Genomic DNA, 18,248 nt, shown 5'->3' with positions numbered 1-18,248 from the left:
CCCACTATTTCACTTGTTATTTCTTTTCCACAGCATGACCGCCAAACTCGTTTCGAAGCGCGGAAACTACCTTTCCTGTAAAGGTATCATCTTCAAGCGAGCGATAGCGCATCAGTAAAGACATCGCAATAACCGGCGTAGCTGTTTGAAGGTCTAGAGCGGTTTCTACCGTCCATTTCCCTTCACCAGAAGAGTTCATAACTCCTTTGATGTCATCTAGCTTAGCATCTTTAGAGAATGCATTTTCTGTTAATTCCATTAGCCATGAACGAATAACAGATCCATTGTTCCATACTCTCGCCACTTTTTCGTAATCATAGTCGAATTGGCTTTTTTCAAGAACTTCAAATCCTTCTCCGATTGCAGCCATCATGCCGTATTCAATGCCGTTATGAACCATTTTTAAAAAGTGGCCGCTCCCTGCTTCTCCAGCGTATAGATATCCGTTTTCTACTGCTGTATCGCGGAAAATAGGTTCAACAATTTCCCAAGCTTCACGATCTCCGCCAATCATATAACAAGCTCCGTTACGAGCGCCTTCCATTCCGCCAGATGTTCCAACGTCCATAAAGTGGATTTTGTTTTCTTTTAACTCGTTATAGCGTCGAATAGACTCTTTGTAATGAGAGTTTCCGGCTTCAATAACGATATCTCCTTCAGCTAAAAGAGGCTTCACTTCACTAATAACAGAATCAACAACCGTATGAGGAACCATCAGCCATACAACTCTTGGTGTTTCTAGTGACTGAACAAGTTCTTGTAAGCTTGATACTCCTGACGCACCGTACTCTTTCATTTGTTCCACTGCGTTTGAATTTACGTCAAATGCTACAACGTCATGACGCTGATCCAATAAGTTTTGTCCTAAGTTAATCCCCATTTTCCCTAAACCAACTAATCCTACTTTCATATGAACAGCTCCTTCTATTTATCTTCTTATTTAAGCCTTTAGTAATTCGTTTGCTTGTGCCACTACGTTTTCTTCTGTAAATCCAAACAGCTTCATCACATCAGCTCCGGTTCCTGAAGCACCGAATGTGTCAATAGCTAACACTTTTCCTTTTGGTCCTACAAAACGTTCCCATCCAAGTGAAATTCCCATTTCTAGAGAGATCCGTTTTGAAATAGATTCAGGCAAGACGCGCTCTTGGTACTCTTTTGACTGTTTGCTAAACAGCTCCCAGCTAGGCATTGCTACAACTCGTACGGAGGTACCTTCACGTTCTAGCTGAGCTTTTGCACTGACCGCTAGTGCTACTTCAGAACCTGTGGCAATGAAAATCATCTCCGGCTTATCGTTTGTTTCGGTTAATACGTAAGCTCCTTTAGCTAGATCGTTGATATTTTGTTTTGTTTCTTCAAATACAGGCAAGTTTTGACGGCTAAGCACTAAGGCTACAGGACCTTCCGCTTGCTGAAGCGCATAAGCCCAAGCGCTAGCTGTTTCGTTTGCATCAGACGGACGGATTACGGTAAGCCCTGGAATTGCACGAAGAGAAGCTAAATGTTCAACGGGCTCATGAGTTGGTCCATCTTCTCCTACTGCTATGGAATCATGAGTAAACACATATGTGACAGGCAGCTTTTGCAGTGCAGCTAAACGAATCGCTGGACGCAAGTAATCATTAAAAACAAAGAATGTGCTGACAAACGGCTTCACACCTCCGTGAAGGGCCATTCCATTACCGGCCGCTCCCATTGCATGTTCCCGTACGCCAAAATAAATATTTCGATTACCGAAATATCCTGGTGCGTAAGGGCCTTCTTCTTTAATGTCCGTCATCGTGGAATGCGATAAATCAGCGCTGCCTCCAAAAATAGATGGCACGGATTTAGTGAAATAATTAATAGCTTCTCCGCTTGCAACACGAGTCGAAATCGCTTTTTCTGATGAGAATGTTAAAATATCATTCACTTCAATTAACGCTTCGCCCGTGATGGCACGCTCTAATTCATCAGCGAGCATAGGGTATTCTTTTTGGTAAGAAGCAAACAGTTCGTTCCACTCTGCTTCTGCTTTCATCCCTTTTTCTTCTAGCTTTTCAAAATGAGCTTTTACTTCTTCTGGAACATAGAAGTTTTCTTCTGTTTCCCAGCCGTAGGCTTGTTTTGTTGCTTTTGCTTCTTCTTCTCCAAGCGGATTGCCGTGTGCTTTATTTGTTCCCGCTACTTTTGGACTTCCGTAGCCAATAATTGTTCTTACTTCAATAAGCGTTGGCTGTTCGGTATTTTGCTTCGCTTTTTCGATGGCGTTTGTGACTTCATCTATGTCATTTCCATCTTCTACACGCAAATACTGCCAGTTTGCAGATTCCGCTCTTTTTTGGATATTTTCACTAAACGAAAGATTTAATTCCCCGTCTAACGAAATATCGTTGGAGTCATATAAAGCGATAAGTTTGCCAAGCTTCATATGGCCAGCCATGGACATTGCTTCATAAGAAATGCCTTCCATCAAGTCACCATCGCCTACTAATGTATACGTATAGTGATCAATGACAGGGAATTTTGACTGGTTAAATTTTGCTGCTAAATGAGCTTCTGCCATTGCCATTCCGACTGCATTTGCAATTCCTTGACCTAAAGGACCTGTTGTTGCTTCCACGCCGTCCGTATGGCCAAACTCAGGATGACCCGGTGTTTTACTGTTTAGCTTGCGGAAGCTTTTTAAATCTTCTATTGATACATTGTATCCGCTTAGATGAAGCATGCTATACAGCAAGCTTGAGCCATGACCGGCTGATAAGATAAAACGATCTCGGTTAAACCAGCTTGAATTTGCCGGATTATGCTGTAAGTGATTCGCCCATAGCGCATAGGTCATCGGAGCCGCTCCCATCGGAAGTCCAGGGTGGCCTGAATTAGCTGCGTTCACCGCATCAATTGACAGGGTGCGAATCGTATTAACTGCAAGTGTTTCTATGTTGGTACTCATGTGTCATCCTTCTTTCGCTTTGTTTGTATTAAACTGGCTGTACTTCGCGTGATTGACTTACTATTTCTTCATCCAACCACCATTTAAAACCGTCTTTTTCTAAAAGCTCATTTGATGCGTCAGGGCCGTGTGAACCAGCAGCATATTTGTGAAGCGGCACTGTATTTTCCTCAAACGCTTCAAGGAGCGGCTGAACCCATTCCCAAGCTAGCTCTACTTCTTTCCAATGAGCAAAAAATGTAGAATCTCCGGCACATGCATCTGCAATAAGGCGCTCATATGCTTCCGGTGCTCCTTCTTGCTGACCTGAAAAATTAATTTGTACAGGCTCAATATGACCATGATTAAATGGATTTTTGCTGTTCAACTGCAGCGTAATATTTTCATGCGGGTTAATTTCAATGATCAACAGATTTGGAGATGTTGTTTCTCCTTTGTCTAAGTACAACTCTTTTAACGAGTCTTTGAATTCAATAACAATTCGCGTCGCTTTTTCAGCCATTCTTTTCCCTGTACGAATGTAGAAAGGAACGCCTTTCCAAAGCGAATTATCGATATATAGTCTGGCTGCTAAAAACGTGTCCGTCTGCGAAGATGGTGATACGCCGGGCTCATTTACGTAGCTCTCCACTGAAGAGCCGTTTATTTTCCCGGCCTCATATTGACCGCGAACAATGTCTAGATCCATATCTTCTTTTACAAGCGGACGAAGTGCTTTTAACACATTTATTTTTTCGTTTCGAATATCATCAGCGCTAATGCGAGCCGGTAAGTGCATAGCCGTCATCATCAGCATTTGCAGCATATGATTTTGAACCATATCTCGAATGGCTCCTGAATGGTCATAATAGCTTGCTCTTTCCTCTACGCCGACCGTTTCACTTGCTGTAATTTGTATATTCGCAATATGTTCGTTATTCCATAATGATTGAAGAATAGGATTAGCGAATTCCAGCGCTTCTAAATTTTGCACCATCGACTTGCCAAGATAGTGGTCAATGCGGTAAATTTCTTCTTCTTTAAACGCTTTGCTTAAGTTTTCGTTTAATTGTCGAGCTGACTGTAGATCATGGCCAAACGGTTTTTCAATAATTAACCGTTTCCAACCTTTTGTAGCACCTAAGCCACTGTCTTTAATATGCTCGGCGATCGTACCGAAAAATTCTGGGGCAACGGAGAGATAAAACATTCGGTTGCTTGGAATGTTTAGTTCTGCTTCTCGTGCTTCTACTAGATTTAACACCCTTTTATAGTCTTCAGCATTCGTTGCATCCAATTGGCTGTAACGAAAAGCTGATAGAAAATGCTGCATAAGAGATGAATCTTTTTCGACGCGACGTGAAAAAGTATGAATAGATTCTTCTACTTTTTTCTGAAAATCTGCATCGGACATCTCCCTTCTGCCTAGTCCTACAACAGAAATTGATTTAGGGATTTTCCCGTCTACAAATAAATTATAGAGTGCAGGATAAATTTTGCGTTTCGCTAAATCACCTGTTGAACCGAATAAAACAAAAGTCATCGCTTCCATATCTCTTCCTCCTGTTAGGAAAAATATAATCTTTAAAAGTAACTTTTCTTTCACTCGTTACTTTATGTAACATATCTTATTCCTGAAATATTTTTTCGTCAAGATATTAAACTCGTAAAAAATCATTTCAGTTTTCTTTTTTTCTTTAACCCTTATAGCAGCTTATCTCGGTTCGTTTATGGAAAAATAATAAAAATACTTTTCAGTTGAATTTAAAAAATAAAACTGTTTTAATAGATTTGATAGAATTGTATGAAAGTAAAAACATACATACTATTTACATATGTGTCAGGTGAAAAATATCAAAAGGTGGAAGTGCTATGAAAGCTCAACGAATGAAGATGGCTGAAGACCTATGAGTTTTTTTACATAGAAAAATCGTAAAACACTCTAAAGGAGAAAGGAGAGTTTGTCCTCTTTTTTTAAGCTGCACGCACGCCTTTAATGCGTCTCTACAGCAAGAAGTGTAAGCATCATATAGAGGTTAAAGACAGCCAGTAAAACAAGAACGGTATAGACTAGTTTTTTACCTGTTTTGCCTAAAAAGTAGATATTTATTAAACTAAAATACACGCCTGCTGCGCATAAAACGAATGCAAGAAATTCCTTGCACTCACTCGGCTTCATTTGAAAATCTGGATTATAATAAATTCCGAGGTTGTTACTAATAGCGAACGGAACAGTCCACCATCTGATTAAAACCCCTATAAACATAAATATTCCGATTACATTTAGCGTAAATTGCAGCGTTCTCTCCTTTTTCACGCTTCTTTTTGTAGATTCTTTAAAGTTTGCCCGCATGCATTTCCCCCCCTGATGTTTTTAACACAGTAGCTGATTTGAGCAGACCTATATAAACGTTCCTTCTTTTAATTTTATACACGCTAGATCTCACAAATGACATGATTGAACATAAGAAAAGCTTCTTCCATTCAAAAAGGAAGAAGCTTTAAATAATTAGACAATGTATATTAGCGCTCTAATTTATCTCTGTGTTCTTTCATAATCAAATCTTTTATTGCGATGACTTTCCCATTCCCTTCGCAGCATTCCCATTTTGATGCTGTCAAAATGTTCACCGTTTACGATACGTGCTTCTCTGATTCTCGCTTCTTCTTTCATGCCTATTTTTGCAGCTGTTTTTATCATTCTGATGTTGCCTGACCACGTGGACATACCGGGTCTATGCAAAGATGTCGATTCAAATAAAAAATCAATCCACATCCGGTAAGCTTCCGTTCCGTATCCCCCGCTCCAATAGGCTGAGTCGTAAATAACAATTCCAGTTTCCAGCCAGTTTGTTTGCTTGTCCACCCAGTAACAGCTTACGGTTCCCACCGCTTTTTTATCAATGATGACCGTAAGGAGTCGAGGAACGCCTGGAAAAAGCTCATGCTCTTTGTCCAGTAAATTCATATATTCTTTTTTCGTAAGCTTTTCTTCTGTTATATAAGGAGCGTTCCACTTTTTTGCTTCTTGGTTTTTTTCTTCGTATTTCCAATAATAAAGTTCATTAATATCTTCCTCTGTCGCTTCCCTTAGCAACACTTTTTCTCCTATTAGTTTCATCATAAAACATCTCACTCCTTGATTTATTAAATTCTAGGAAATTAAAACGAATATGAATACATAGGTGTACAAGCATAACTTTAAATAACGAATAAAATATAACAACTATGACGAAAGGAGTGAATCCTATAAAAAAATATTATTGCTACTACAATTCAGCAGATGACAAATATTATGTAGAAAACGATTATTCTTTTAAAAAGCGTCCTCATAAGAAAAAACCATGCTGTGTAATCATTAATTATTATACAAATATTGCATATGAAGGCGGACAAATTACTATAAACGGCGGGCAAAATGCATCTCAAGGTGGACAAATTGCCAAAAATGGCGGGCAAAATGCGAATCAAGAAGGACAAATCGCAGGAAAGTGCGGGCGAAATAAGCTAATTGAATTTAATTTCACTAATGACAATGAAGTCTAACTCATCCTGTTTCACATGTAAAACACCGAGAAAAATATATATGCTCCCGGTGTTTTTCTGTTTCCTCTATTTATTATTCGCTTTTTCCATAACTGCAAAATAGTTACCTTCACTGTCTGAAAAATTAAAGACTCGTCCTGAAGGCATTGATACGATTTCTCCCACCGTTACGCTTTTAGCTGTTAAATCTCTGTATAGTTCATCCACATTCTCTGTAAAAAACAGAAGCGAAGGAGTTCCGACGTTTAATTCTGGCTGCATTTTTGCTATTAGCTGTTTGTTATGAAGGATAATAGTTGTTTCAGCACCCGCTACCGGCGCTAGCTCAATCCACTTCATGCCTTGCTCATTATTTTGTTCAGACATAACTTGAAATCCCATTTTTTCTGTCCAAAACTTTACCGCTTGATCTTGATCGTTTACATATACCATAATTTGACCGACTTTTTTAATCATTGCTTTCACTCCTTGGATATAGATAAAATAATTTCTTCGGCTACGGTATCTGCCGACTTTTCCTTTGTGTAGATTGTTTGTTTTGCCAGCATCTCATTTGATGGATGCTTTACAAAATGTTTGTTAAGTTCAAAAACATCTTTATCATCTGTTATTTGCTGCAATCTTTGATGTAATAGTTGTATAGACACTTCTTTATCAGCACTGGGAAGCAATAAAAATAGAGACTGGTAAGGTTTTAACGTCTTTTCTACTTGCTGAAACAACCCCATGTCTTCATACACTGAGTGACCCGCGCCAAAATCAATGACCGCATGTTTGTACTCTTCTAGTATTCTTTTAACGGCATAGGCTTCAAACGGCTTCCAATAGTCGTACATGCCTTGAAATCCTTGTTTTTCTCGAATGTTTTGCTGTGTTTCTTTACTGAATCCTATTTCCCTGTAGTAGGAAAACCTCACTTCATCCATTGAGCACTGAGGAATATCTAGTTTTTTTGCCACTTTTTCACCGACCGTCGTTTTTCCAGCGCACATAGGTCCAATGAGAATAATGGGGGTTTGCATATGCTACCTCCTTATTTCACTTCCAGCACAAACGTGTACAACGCATCTCCATTGGATACATTTTTTTGATTTTTATCCATCCACCATACTGAATATGAGTAGTAGTAAGTACCTCTTTCAGAAGGTGTTTTCATCTTATTTTTCTTTAGTGGTACGTCCACTTCATTTTTGTTTTGTATTTGTACCATATGCCTCTCGTTAGGCTGCCGCTTATGTTTGATAATAAGCGCTAGCGATTCATTTGCTTTAACTTCAATAGGCTTTTCGGTTTTTAACAATTCTAAAGGGCCTGCTTTATCCACACACGTCTCTTTCCAGCAGTATGTGCCAACTTTTGTTTCATAAAGGTGGTTGTTTGCCTCGAGATACGCTTTTGGCGGGGATTCTTCAAGAACTCCACTGCTTGAACATCCCGTAAAGCTTGCTACGATAAGTCCAAACCCGGCTGTTTTCCATTTTCTCATCGTTTCATCACCTTTTTACTATTTCTTCATTGCTTTTTCATTTCCTGTTTCTTATTTTCTTCCCTTTTAAATTATGTTACATATGTTAATCGTTTTATTTTCGCTACACGCTTTTTAAAGAAATGAAATATGAATAACTAACCCATCTACTAACAAAGAAGCGAACGTATGGAGGCGCCAAACCGAGACGACAAATATATGCACAATGAAGAACGCAAAAAAAGTGCTGCTCTTGACAAGAGCAGCACTTTTTTAAACTTGCACGCTATTTGATTCTACTAATTTCCCATCTTCCATCCACACAACGCGGTCACATAAATCCAGCATTCTTTGGTCATGCGTAACCATTACAGCTGATTTGCCCCTCAGCTTTACTTCATCTGCGAGCATTTGCACGACTGCTCTTCCTCGCTCTGAATCCAAGCTTGCCGTCGGCTCATCTGCAAAGATAATTTCAGGGTTATTCATCCACGCTCTTGCAATCGCTGCCCGCTGGCGCTCTCCGCCGGATAGACTTTCAGGATAGTGATGTTTTCGATGAGCAAGCCCTAGCTTTTCAAGCAAATCATCCGCTCTTTTTTTGGCGCCTTTGTTTCGATTTCCTTCTAGTTCCGTTACAAGAAGAAGCTGATCGCGAACTGTTAAATATGGAATTAAATTAGCTGATTGAAAGATAAAGCCGATTTTCTTCAAACGGATGCTGTTCATTTGTGATGGAGACATTTTATTAATCTCGTCTCCGTCAATGATCACACGTCCGCTAGACGGTGAAAGCAGCGCACCTGCAATGGATAAAAAGGTACTTTTCCCAGAACCAGAAGGACCGACAATCGCCACAAGCTCTCCTGCTTTTACACGCAGCGATAGGTCATTTAACACGACTACAGCGTTTTCTCCTTCTCCAAACGACTTGCTAACACTCTCTAAAACTAATTTTTCTTCACTCATTAAACTGCCCTCCCAATCGCTTCAACCGCATCTACTTTTGCTACGCGATACAGCGACAATAATGAACTCAGTACGGAAACAGCTACAAACAGCGCCGAACAGCCTGCGATTAGCGACACGTCCAAGTGAAACGGCATCGAATCCGGCAATACGGCTGCTACTCCGTACGTCAGTCCAATGCTAATAGCGAGACTGCATAAAGTTAACACAACCACTTGAGATAAAATCGTCCGCGCTAAATAACTTGCTTTTGCTCCTATCGCTTTTAACACCCCAAACTGATTCATTTTTTGAAGCGTCATTACGTAGAAAAAAACGGCTAATACAAAAGCGCCAATGATAAACAAAAACGCGACCATCATTAAAAGCGAGCCTTGTTCTTCTTGATAGCCAGGAATTCCTTTTAACGCTTCATCTTTACTAATTACATCAATGTCAGATTCCTTTTTTTGAAGAGCATGTGCTTTTTTATCGTTCATATTTAACACCACTGCATTAAAGGCACCTGTGCTTTCAATTGTCTTCCACTCTGTAAGATTAATATGAATAACAGGCGCGTGACTAAACGACTGATTTTTTGTAAACCCAACAATCCTAAAGCTTTTTCCTGAAGCCGTATCTTTTATCATATCACCTAGCTTTACTCCTTCTTCTTTTAGAGAAGAGTCCGCCACGGCTTCATGTTTCGCATCGTTCGTAATCATCTTCCCTTCTATTACGTTCGGAGCTAAAAAGCCGCTTGTGCTTACAGCAAAAAACGAGGCGTCTATTTTTTTCTGTTTTCCTTCACTTATAACGGCTGTCATCATCACACCAAGCGGCTCAGCATTTTTCTTGCCGCTTAGTTGTTGAATATCTTCTGTTTTGTTTATAGATAAAACAGAGCGCGTCAGGCGCTGATCCGCTTCTTTTTGAAGCACAACGTAATTTCCTTTCATTTCTTGAACAGCTGAAGCATTATCAGAGGAAAGCCCCTTTGCTAAGCCTGATACAAAAAGCACAAGCCATACAATTAACACCATAATCACGCCAATGAGTAAGTAGCGCAGCTTGGCATGTTTCAATTCACGTAAAGCCAAAAACATGTTTCTTTCATCTCCTTTTTTAATTCTATTTAAAGTATAAAAATAGAAAATGAATGGAAGATGAACGGCTCATTACATTTTCGGAAGATAAACGTGAAAGGTGCTGCCTTTTCCTTTTTCGCTTTCAACGTGAATGGAACCTCCGTGCATTTCGACAATTTGCTTCACAATCGCTAAGCCAAGCCCGCTGCTTCCTTCGGTCCGGCTTCTTGCTTTATCTTCTTTATAAAAACGATTAAAAATATGCGGGAGGCTTTCTTTTGACATGCCGATTCCCGTATCTTGAAATTCCACGCGGCAATGCGTGTCTTCCATACCAACGCGAAGAGACAGCGTTCCTCCTTCTTCCGTAAACTTTACGCTGTTTGTAATCAAATTTGTCCACACTTGATGAAGCAGTTTTTGATCGCCTGAAATCATCGTTGAAGGAAGATCCATTTCAATAGCCAGCTCTTTTTCACGCCAGCTCCACTCCGTCATAAACAGCACTTGCTTGATTTGAGCTGCAACATCAAACGTACTTTTTTCGATATGTCCACTTTCTTTATCAAGTGAAGCAAGCGTAAGCAGCTGTTTGCTGAGTGACGACATGCGCCGGCTTTCTTCTTCAATAATAGACAGATACTCATTTCTCTGTTCATCTGAAAGATTAGCAGAACGGAGCGTTTTTGAAAATCCTTGAATGGACGCCAAGGGAGACTGAATTTCATGTGACACGTTGGATACAAATTCTTGGCGCATCTCTTCAAGCTGCTCTAAACTTTTAGCCATCTCGGAGAAATGTGAAGCAAGCGCGCCGATTTCGTCTCGGCGTTTTACGTACAGCTCGACGTTGTATTTTCCTTTTGCCACTTGTTTTGTCGCTTCCGTTAGCTTGACAATTGGTTTTACTAAATAACGCGTACTAATAAGTACAAATAAAATACTTAATACAATCATCAGCAGTAAAATAACCGAGAAAAAAATGCGCATTTCCCCGAACTGCAGCTGAATATCAGGGCGGATAAACAGCGCTTGCTGCTTGTTACTTTCTCCTTTTAACGGCACGCCGATGGTATTCGCTAACACATTATCAAAAAATCCCGTCACAAACACCTGTGAAGGAAAGTTTGCAATTCCGTGATACATTTTTCCGTCCAGTACTTGTTTGACAGCACTCTTTTCTAAGCGCTGATTTCTAAATTCCCGTCCGTAAAACGTCTCATGTCCGCTCCTGTCCACCACATATATTTGATAGCCCAATTTACTAATATGCTGTAAATAAGCTTGTTGATCCACGCCCCTATTGTTTTCGTAAAAGCTCGCAATGTCTTTTGCCATACGCGTAAGCTTTTGATCGTTATAAGGTTTTAAGCTGTACTGATAATAAACGTTTGCTAAAATAAACGCTAGGAGACTGCTAAACACCATTACAGCAATGGTTGTCAGAACAATCCGCAAATAGAGCGTCTTCATTTTGCCGTCACCTCAAGCTTATAGCCGACGCCTCGAACCGTCGTAATGACAAAATCATCGGTATGTTCAAACCTTTCGCGCAGCCTTTTTACGTGTACATCGATTGTGCGGTTATCTCCGTTAAAATCAGCTCCCCATATCAGATGAATTAATTCTTCTCTTGTGAAAATTCTTCCTGGATAGCTCGCAAGCTGAGCTAATAATTCAAATTCTTTCATTGGAAGAATTAACAGTCGCCCGCTGCAGTGCACTTCATAGCTTTTTCGGTCGATAGAGGTGTTGTTCAGCACGATTATTTTTTCATTTACCACTTCGTACCGGCGAAGCAGTGCTTTGATTCGAAAAATCAATTCTTTTGGTTCAAACGGCTTTGTCACATAGTCATCTGTTCCTGCTAAAAAGCCTTTTTCTTTGTCTTCCAGCTGATCTTTTGCTGTTAACAAAATAATTGGAAAATCATAATAGCTGCGTATTTCTTCGCAAACTTCATATCCGTCTTTATGAGGCATCATAATATCGACAACCGCTAAATGAATGTGCTGCTTAGCAAGCAGACCCGAAGCTTCCTCTCCGTCTTTTGCTTCATGAACCACATAGCCTTCAAGCTGCAAATAGTGACGAATTAATTGCCGCATATGCTCATCGTCATCCGCCAGTAAAATATGAATCATTTCTTCTGCCACTCCTTTTATCAACCATTTAAAATGGCGGCCTTTTGGCCGCCATCGTTTATTCTTTCAGTATCTATCTGTTTACTAGTGTAACCAAACGCCGTGGTCCTATTGCTTTTTCATTAGGATAAGGACTTATTGTGAACAGCAGATGAACAGCTTGTTACAAAATCCATTCACCGCGCGCAATCATCTCTACTTTTCCGCCTACTTGAATGTGAAAAGCTTCTCCATCATAACTAGCTTTTACATAAAGCAGTGAAGGTCTTTCGATTTCGTATCCTTGTTCTACACGTATGTCAATAGCTTGCTGATTAAAGTAACGGTATTTAACTAAATATGCTGCCAAACAGCCGTTGGCGCTGCCGGTTGCCGCATCTTCTGGAACGCCGTAGTAGTCAGCAAAATCTCGTACGTTTAGCTGATGATCTTGGTGATAGGTTTCCGGCGAAAAGACCATAATTGCTTTCGCTTCTGTATTTTCTATCAGTTTGAAATATTTTTCTTTGTCTACATTTATTTCTTTAGCTGCTTCTAATGATATTAACGGGACAAGGATGACCGGCAGACCGGTGGATACTTCTTGAACGGGAAAACGCGTATCGATATGTGCTTCATCAAGGTTTAACACATCCGCTACCTGCTTTTTATCTAACACTTTCCCAAACGTGGGCTGACCTTGCTTCATCCACAGCACATCTTTTTGTTCATCATATGTAACGGGCGTAGGACCTGCTTTATAATGAAGAATAAGCTCCTCTGTATCTTTTCCTTCTAGTTCTTCTCGGATAACATAAACGGTACCGAGCGTCGGATGTCCTGCAAATGGTACTTCTTCATTAGGCGTAAAAATTCGCACGTTATATTCTCCTTTTGCAGAAGCAGACGTGATAAACGTCGTTTCAGAAAAATTAATTTCTTTAGCCATTTGCTGCATCTCTTTATCTGAAAGTCTTCCTGCGTCTTTAAAAACAGCGAGCTGATTTCCCGTATATTTTCTCTGTGCAAATACATCAACAATGGAATACTGAATACTTTTCATTTATGTGTTCCTTTCTAAAGGGAATTTTCATGTATGAAACAGGCCATTACGTTTTTCTTTAAAGCCTCATATTGCTCCTTATTGGTATCCATAAACGCTTCTTCCCGACTGGACAAAATGTCTGCATAATGGAGAGGCTCACGAAATTGTTCTTGTGTAAAATCAGAGCGCTGTCCGTTGAGCTGATTATAAAAATGCCATCCTTCTTTACACGGAGTTTTTAAAATATATCCTCCTTTGATATCTTGAACGACAAGAGCTGTCACGCCGCACTGTCCTTTGGCAGGATTGTCAGCCGTCCACTTCGTGCTTGAATGAATTGACCAAGATTGGTGCAGGTCTTTCTTTAAACGATTCATGTTCAAGGAGCTCCTTTTTCTTCAAATCTACCATATTCTTCTTTTTTATGAAAGTTCCCGTTAAAAAACCCATAGCACAAATATTCTTACGTTAAAAATAATTTAAGGAAGAATAGAAAAATAATAGAAATAATGTATAATAATAGAGTCATTTTAGATGATAGATTATAACCAATGAAAGGTGTTTTAAATGGAAGAACAAGCAGTAAATGGACTCCTGTCTTTTGAAGAAGAGCATAAAGTAGTTCGAACAAATACGTCCTATTATGATTTGAAGTGGGGAAAAACAGCTAATCCAGCTAAAAACAACACGTGGAACTGGGCAGCCTTTTTTCTGACAAGCGCTTGGTTTGCATACCGAAAAATGTATAAGCACTTTTTTATTTTAACGCTTATTGAGGTAATTTGGTTTTCCCTTTTGTGCTTTGTAGACATACCAGAGTGGTCGGATGCAATTGTGTTCGGCGGTGCTTCACTTATTACAGGGCTATGTGCCAACCGCTGGTATTATAAACAAGTTAAAAACGTGTTAGTTCGAGCCGAAGCTCAGCCGGAGCAGCGGAAAGAAGCTTATCTGCAAATAAAAGGCGGCACTCACATCGGAATTGCTATTGGTTTAAGCATCTTAGCGCTTGTGATTACTTTTGGAGTCGGAGCGGGATTATCATTTTTACCAACAAAAACGAATATTAAAGATGTAGTTCGCTACGGCGACGAAGCAATTACTCTTGAAATGTACAACGATCATCCAAAATGGACCTATATTAAAAAAGAAGGCCGTCATCACGTTGTACAATTTACCGGCTACGATTATACAGAAAAAGAGCATGTACGCATTGTATTTAATGTTTATTTGGATAAACAAATTTACGAATGGGACAAAATTTACATCAACGGCAAAAAGTTAAATAAAAAAGATGCGGAAGACTATGAATACTGGATTGAAGACAGTTCAGCATATTAAAAAGGTCAGCAAAAAAAGAAAGGATGAGGTTTGCTCTCCTTTCTTTTTTTGTTTTATCTTAAAGCGTCAAAGGGAGCTTAACCGTCACTACTGTCCCGTTCTCATCACTTTCAATCGAAAGCTTACCGTTATGCTCGTTGATGATTGTTTTACAAATAGAAAGCCCTAACCCCATGCCTGTTCCATCTTTTGTTGAGAAAAATGGATTTCCTACTTTATTAATAATGGATAGCGGAATCCCAGAACCGGTATCTTGAATATCAATAAGAGCACAATCTTCCCATTTTTTGATAATAAGATTTACTTCCCCGCGTTTCTTTTTCTCCATTGCTTCAATGGCGTTTTTCAAAAGATTCATAAACACTTGTCTCATTTGAGCAGGATCGATTGATACAAGCGGAATGGCTCCTTCTATTCTTACGTTCATTTCGACATTATACAGCGCAGCTTCACTTTTCAAGAAAGCAACGGTATCATGAATAACTTCTACAATCGATACGATTTCTTTTTTAGGCGCTGTTGGCTGCGTGACAAGCAAGAAGTTGTTAATAAGTTCATTCATACGGTCCAGTTCATCAAGAACAATTTTTTGAAAAGGCTCTGCCTGTTCATTTTCATTAAATAAAAATTGAATAAAGCCACGCACCGACTGCATCGGATTTCGAATCTCATGCGCTAACCCTGCTGCTAGCTGCCCTACGAGCGCCAGTTTATCAAGCTGCAGAATTTTCTCTTCAATTTTCGGCAAAACAGCCGCTTGATTTTTATAAATAATATGAGACAAAATACCAGCCAGCCGGTTTAACCCTTGAATTTCACTTTCGCTAAACTGATAAGGATCCGGATCGACCGCGCATAAAGTACCAAACATCCTCCCGTCTTCTAGCACAATAGGTGTTCCTAAATAAGAACCTACCCGGGCACCATCAATGATGGCTAAATTAGACGTTCTAACATCGCGTTTTGTATTGGGAATAACAAGGGGTTCATCACACGTAACTAAGTTGCATACCGCAAGCTCTAACGGCAGCGTCAGTCCATCCTCTACAAGGCTTCCCCCTTCTTTATTAAAGGCTTTCATAACTGAAAATTGTTCGTCGAAAATCCCTACAAACAGCGTTCTGCTTCCGACTACTTCGCTAGCCATCTGCAATACATCCCAAACGGCTTTTTCATTGATGTTCCTCTCTTCCATTACCTTAGTCACCTACTATTTAAATATAGACTGTTCTATTCTCTTACTCTCATTATAAAATTTAAATGTAAAAACGTATATCAAAATTTTAAGAACTCGTGTATTTCTTCTATTTCATCATTGGGGTTAAGGATAGCCAAGACTTGATGGTCTTCCCATATGCCATTAATATTTACATTTTTCCTAGCAATTCCTTCCCTACGAAACCCTGCTTTTTCTAATACGCGCTGAGAAGGCAAATTACGTGGCATAACGCCGGCTTCAATGCGGTGAAGATGCAGCTCTTCAAACGCATAGTCAACAAGTGCTTTTACGGCTTCTGTTGCGTACCCTTTTCCATTATGATGCTGATCTAGAAAATAGCCGATAAATGCGCTTTGTAAAGATCCGCGCAGCACTTGAAAAAGACTAATGGTGCCAATCAGCTTATTATTCTCTTTTTGAAAAAGACCAAAATAGTATTCTTCATCGTTTCTCCTATTCTCTTCGTGACGCTGAATTTTTTCTACTTGGCTCTCTAACGTATAAAAAGAATGCTCTCGAATCATAGAAAACTGTTCAAAAAAGCCGCGATTGTCCTTTTGCAACCGAAGGCTGTCGTGTGCATCGCTGACAGTTAACGGGCGTAAATAAATAGTATGACTTTCGATCATGTTATGTCTCTCCCTCTTTTACTTCTCACAGAAAGTTATGTAAAAAGAATGCTTCATTAACATTTTCCATTTTCTCACATAGTAAGCGTTTCTTACTGTAATGTAAAGAACAAAAAGCGGATCCTGACTTAAAATGGTATAGGGAAAGTACTAACGTGTTTATTTCATAGTAAAAAAATAAGAAGCCGAAGAAAAAATTCTTCGGCTTCTCCTTCATTATGTACGCAGGCTAAGGAGGAAGTGGTATTAGCCTGCTTTGTTATAACATGGGGGCTCATATATGAGATCTTGGGATGATTCATCCTATGTAGAAAGTGAAAAAAAGTACCGTGTCCATCTTCTTTTCTTATCTTTTTTATTTTCATTGAAATCATTGGATATTTTTGGAGCACTTTTGCATTTCAGGCATATGTTAAAAATGTACTCAGAACTTGGAGGTGAAATATATGGGCTTCTATGGTGGCTGTGGTTATGGCGGTTACGGTTACGGCGGCGGCGGCGGATTTGGCAGTGGCTTTGCTTTAATCATCGTATTATTCATTTTATTAATCATCATCGGCTGTGCTTGCTGGGGAGGGTTTGGCGGTTGCTAATCATTAGAAATAATGATGAACAGCTTCATTTCCGCTAATTTTTTTACCAAAAGCTAGCTTTCCACTTTATTATGAAAAAGCAGTGTCCACATAATGGGCACTGTTTTTAAATGTGCTTATGAATCAGGTAATAATAAGACTAGCCATTATAAAAAAATAGATTTTTTTAATCTGCCGTTTCTTGTCTATTTCTTCCCCTCACCTTATTTTTCTTGTTCATACTTCCTTTTCTTCTACATATTAATAGATAAAAAGATTAATTAAAAAGAGAGTCACTCTGCAACTCTCTTCCTGCTCTATGTAGATGCTAAACATTAAACAAACGTTTTTTTCAAGACAACGCGCTGATCATTGACAGTATAGCCGTTTCTTTCATAAAAAGCCTGTGCAGCTCCTCCAGTCGCCGTCAAGAGATACAAGCTGTTGATATCGTGTCTTTGAAGTTCGTTCTCAAACCGGCTTAAGATAGCTGAACCGTACCCTTTTCCCTGCGCGCTTGCGCTGACACAAAGCTCGGCCACGTAAAAGGTCATACCGCTGTATGATTTTTTTGCGTGACCTGCAATCATTCCAATCAACTCTCCTTGGTCATAAAATAAATAGCCCATAAATTTAGGTGTGTTCAGTAAATCAGTCAGCCTTTCTCTAGCTGATTTCTCTGTCCATGGCTCATTCCAAGGTTTTTTTGTAAATACATTCATATATAAGTTAATGCACTGCTGCATATTCTCTGCAGCGAGAGGTACTACTTTTTTGATCATTTTCACGCTTCCTTTTTTGTTTAGTTTGAAGGCTTGTTAACAATTCGCTCGTACATTTCCGGCAGGTGCTTAATTTTATAATCAATCGTCTCAAGCTTGTGATGGATTTCTTCGATTTCTTTTTGTACCGCTTTTTTATGATCCATCAGCATTTGCAGACTTTTATCAAGCACGGCATTTTCAAGCGTACAGTTTTCAATAAGCGTCCGAATGTCCTTGATTTGCATCCCTGTGCTTTTTAAACAGCAGATTAAATCAATCCATTCAATATCTTGTTCTTTAAAAATACGATTCCCTGACGCTGTACGATCTAAAAATGGAAAAAGCCCTTCTTTATCATAATAGCGAATGGTATAAATTGTCACGTTCAATTTCTTTGCAACTTGTGAAATGGTATACGTCATACTGCTTCCTCCTACACCTTAAACTTCTCAGAAAAACATGATGAGTTTGTCTTGACCTCCAGTTATCTCGAGAATTTATTCTTTTATAGTCTTCTTCATTGCGCTCTTTATGCTGCAGACTTTTTGTACAAGCAGCAAGCAACATATATTTAAACCCGAAAGGATGAATACG

Annotated in this window: 21 protein-coding genes; 3 read left to right on the top strand and 18 right to left on the bottom strand. The window is 39.4% G+C overall.

Features of this window, described 5'->3' with window-relative positions; translation table 11 throughout:
* Nucleotides 1–16 precede the first annotated feature (16 nt).
* From gnd to AC2YJL_RS07690, 5 genes are all read right to left on the bottom strand, one after another.
* Nucleotides 17–910, bottom strand: a complete 894-nt coding sequence (gnd, locus tag AC2YJL_RS07710) for a phosphogluconate dehydrogenase (NAD(+)-dependent, decarboxylating) (RefSeq protein ID WP_487374689.1) — start codon at nucleotides 908–910, stop codon at nucleotides 17–19.
* Nucleotides 911–940: 30 nt separating this feature from the next.
* Nucleotides 941–2,935, bottom strand: coding sequence for a transketolase (tkt, locus tag AC2YJL_RS07705; RefSeq protein WP_487374688.1), 1,995 nt, complete (start codon nucleotides 2,933–2,935; stop codon nucleotides 941–943).
* A gap of 28 nt (nucleotides 2,936–2,963) precedes the next feature.
* Entirely contained in the window at nucleotides 2,964–4,466 is a 1,503-nt protein-coding gene (gene zwf / locus AC2YJL_RS07700) for a glucose-6-phosphate dehydrogenase (RefSeq protein WP_487374687.1), read from the bottom strand.
* A 441-nt stretch (nucleotides 4,467–4,907) separates the two neighbouring features.
* A complete protein-coding gene (locus AC2YJL_RS07695) occupies nucleotides 4,908–5,267 on the bottom strand; it encodes a hypothetical protein (RefSeq protein WP_195696473.1) in 360 nt (119 codons plus the stop codon).
* Between the two features lie 183 nt (nucleotides 5,268–5,450).
* On the bottom strand, nucleotides 5,451–6,038 hold the full coding sequence (locus AC2YJL_RS07690; RefSeq protein WP_251568637.1) for a GNAT family N-acetyltransferase: 588 nt from the start codon (nucleotides 6,036–6,038) through the stop codon (nucleotides 5,451–5,453).
* A gap of 116 nt (nucleotides 6,039–6,154) precedes the next feature.
* Between AC2YJL_RS07690 and AC2YJL_RS07685 the strand changes: the two genes are divergently transcribed.
* On the top strand, nucleotides 6,155–6,460 hold the full coding sequence (locus AC2YJL_RS07685) for a hypothetical protein (RefSeq protein WP_251568636.1): 306 nt from the start codon (nucleotides 6,155–6,157) through the stop codon (nucleotides 6,458–6,460).
* A 66-nt stretch (nucleotides 6,461–6,526) separates the two neighbouring features.
* On the opposite strand, the gene AC2YJL_RS07680 is transcribed toward AC2YJL_RS07685, so the two are convergent.
* The 9 genes from AC2YJL_RS07680 to AC2YJL_RS07640 all read right to left on the bottom strand — a co-directional run bounded on the left by AC2YJL_RS07680 (nucleotide 6,527) and on the right by AC2YJL_RS07640 (nucleotide 13,506).
* A complete protein-coding gene (locus AC2YJL_RS07680; protein ID WP_195696470.1) occupies nucleotides 6,527–6,916 on the bottom strand; it encodes a VOC family protein in 390 nt (129 codons plus the stop codon).
* Nucleotides 6,917–6,921: 5 nt separating this feature from the next.
* Nucleotides 6,922–7,482 carry a shikimate kinase gene (locus AC2YJL_RS07675; protein WP_251568634.1) on the bottom strand — a complete coding sequence of 187 codons (561 nt, stop codon included), beginning with the start codon at nucleotides 7,480–7,482 and terminating at the stop codon, nucleotides 6,922–6,924.
* 11 nt (nucleotides 7,483–7,493) lie between these two features.
* A complete protein-coding gene (locus tag AC2YJL_RS07670) occupies nucleotides 7,494–7,946 on the bottom strand; it encodes a hypothetical protein (RefSeq protein WP_195696468.1) in 453 nt (150 codons plus the stop codon).
* Between the two features lie 252 nt (nucleotides 7,947–8,198).
* The gene (locus AC2YJL_RS07665; RefSeq protein ID WP_251568631.1) at nucleotides 8,199–8,894 is read right to left on the bottom strand and encodes an ABC transporter ATP-binding protein; all 696 of its coding nucleotides are present in this window, start codon (nucleotides 8,892–8,894) and stop codon (nucleotides 8,199–8,201) included.
* On the bottom strand, nucleotides 8,894–9,979 hold the full coding sequence (locus tag AC2YJL_RS07660; RefSeq protein WP_251568629.1) for an ABC transporter permease: 1,086 nt from the start codon (nucleotides 9,977–9,979) through the stop codon (nucleotides 8,894–8,896). Before AC2YJL_RS07660 ends, AC2YJL_RS07665 begins: the two co-directional genes overlap by 1 nt.
* A gap of 72 nt (nucleotides 9,980–10,051) precedes the next feature.
* Nucleotides 10,052–11,434, bottom strand: coding sequence for a sensor histidine kinase (locus AC2YJL_RS07655; RefSeq protein ID WP_195696465.1), 1,383 nt, complete (start codon nucleotides 11,432–11,434; stop codon nucleotides 10,052–10,054).
* Entirely contained in the window at nucleotides 11,431–12,105 is a 675-nt protein-coding gene (locus AC2YJL_RS07650; RefSeq protein ID WP_251568627.1) for a response regulator transcription factor, read from the bottom strand. The genes AC2YJL_RS07655 and AC2YJL_RS07650 overlap by 4 nt, the downstream gene beginning before the upstream one ends.
* Nucleotides 12,106–12,268: 163 nt before the next feature.
* Entirely contained in the window at nucleotides 12,269–13,147 is an 879-nt protein-coding gene (locus tag AC2YJL_RS07645) for a PhzF family phenazine biosynthesis protein (protein ID WP_251568626.1), read from the bottom strand.
* Nucleotides 13,148–13,161: 14 nt separating this feature from the next.
* Complete coding sequence (locus tag AC2YJL_RS07640) at nucleotides 13,162–13,506, bottom strand: YunG family protein (RefSeq protein WP_251568625.1); 345 nt, start codon at nucleotides 13,504–13,506, stop codon at nucleotides 13,162–13,164.
* 190 nt (nucleotides 13,507–13,696) lie between these two features.
* Between AC2YJL_RS07640 and AC2YJL_RS07635 the strand changes: the two genes are divergently transcribed.
* Nucleotides 13,697–14,470: a DUF2628 domain-containing protein gene (locus tag AC2YJL_RS07635; RefSeq protein ID WP_251568624.1), complete on the top strand. Its 774-nt coding sequence runs from the start codon at nucleotides 13,697–13,699 to the stop codon at nucleotides 14,468–14,470.
* A gap of 58 nt (nucleotides 14,471–14,528) precedes the next feature.
* On the opposite strand, the gene AC2YJL_RS07630 is transcribed toward AC2YJL_RS07635, so the two are convergent.
* Together AC2YJL_RS07630 and AC2YJL_RS07625 are read right to left on the bottom strand one after the other, a co-directional pair.
* Nucleotides 14,529–15,665 carry a GAF domain-containing sensor histidine kinase gene (locus tag AC2YJL_RS07630; RefSeq protein WP_028409318.1) on the bottom strand — a complete coding sequence of 379 codons (1,137 nt, stop codon included), beginning with the start codon at nucleotides 15,663–15,665 and terminating at the stop codon, nucleotides 14,529–14,531.
* An 80-nt stretch (nucleotides 15,666–15,745) separates the two neighbouring features.
* Nucleotides 15,746–16,318: a GNAT family N-acetyltransferase gene (locus AC2YJL_RS07625; protein WP_230933086.1), complete on the bottom strand. Its 573-nt coding sequence runs from the start codon at nucleotides 16,316–16,318 to the stop codon at nucleotides 15,746–15,748.
* 446 nt (nucleotides 16,319–16,764) lie between these two features.
* On the opposite strand from AC2YJL_RS07625, the gene AC2YJL_RS07620 reads away from it, so the two are divergent.
* Nucleotides 16,765–16,911 carry a YjcZ family sporulation protein gene (locus tag AC2YJL_RS07620; RefSeq protein ID WP_057273570.1) on the top strand — a complete coding sequence of 49 codons (147 nt, stop codon included), beginning with the start codon at nucleotides 16,765–16,767 and terminating at the stop codon, nucleotides 16,909–16,911.
* A gap of 314 nt (nucleotides 16,912–17,225) precedes the next feature.
* Here AC2YJL_RS07620 and AC2YJL_RS07615 read toward each other — a convergent pair whose 3' ends face one another.
* Nucleotides 17,226–17,672 carry a GNAT family N-acetyltransferase gene (locus AC2YJL_RS07615; protein ID WP_251568623.1) on the bottom strand — a complete coding sequence of 149 codons (447 nt, stop codon included), beginning with the start codon at nucleotides 17,670–17,672 and terminating at the stop codon, nucleotides 17,226–17,228.
* A gap of 20 nt (nucleotides 17,673–17,692) precedes the next feature.
* Nucleotides 17,693–18,076, bottom strand: a complete 384-nt coding sequence (locus AC2YJL_RS07610; protein ID WP_025751010.1) for a MerR family transcriptional regulator — start codon at nucleotides 18,074–18,076, stop codon at nucleotides 17,693–17,695.
* Nucleotides 18,077–18,248: the final 172 nt, after the last annotated feature.

The sequence above is a fragment of the Priestia sp. SRI_019 genome, from assembly GCF_057586255.1.
This window is presented reverse-complemented; position numbering and strand designations above follow the sequence as displayed.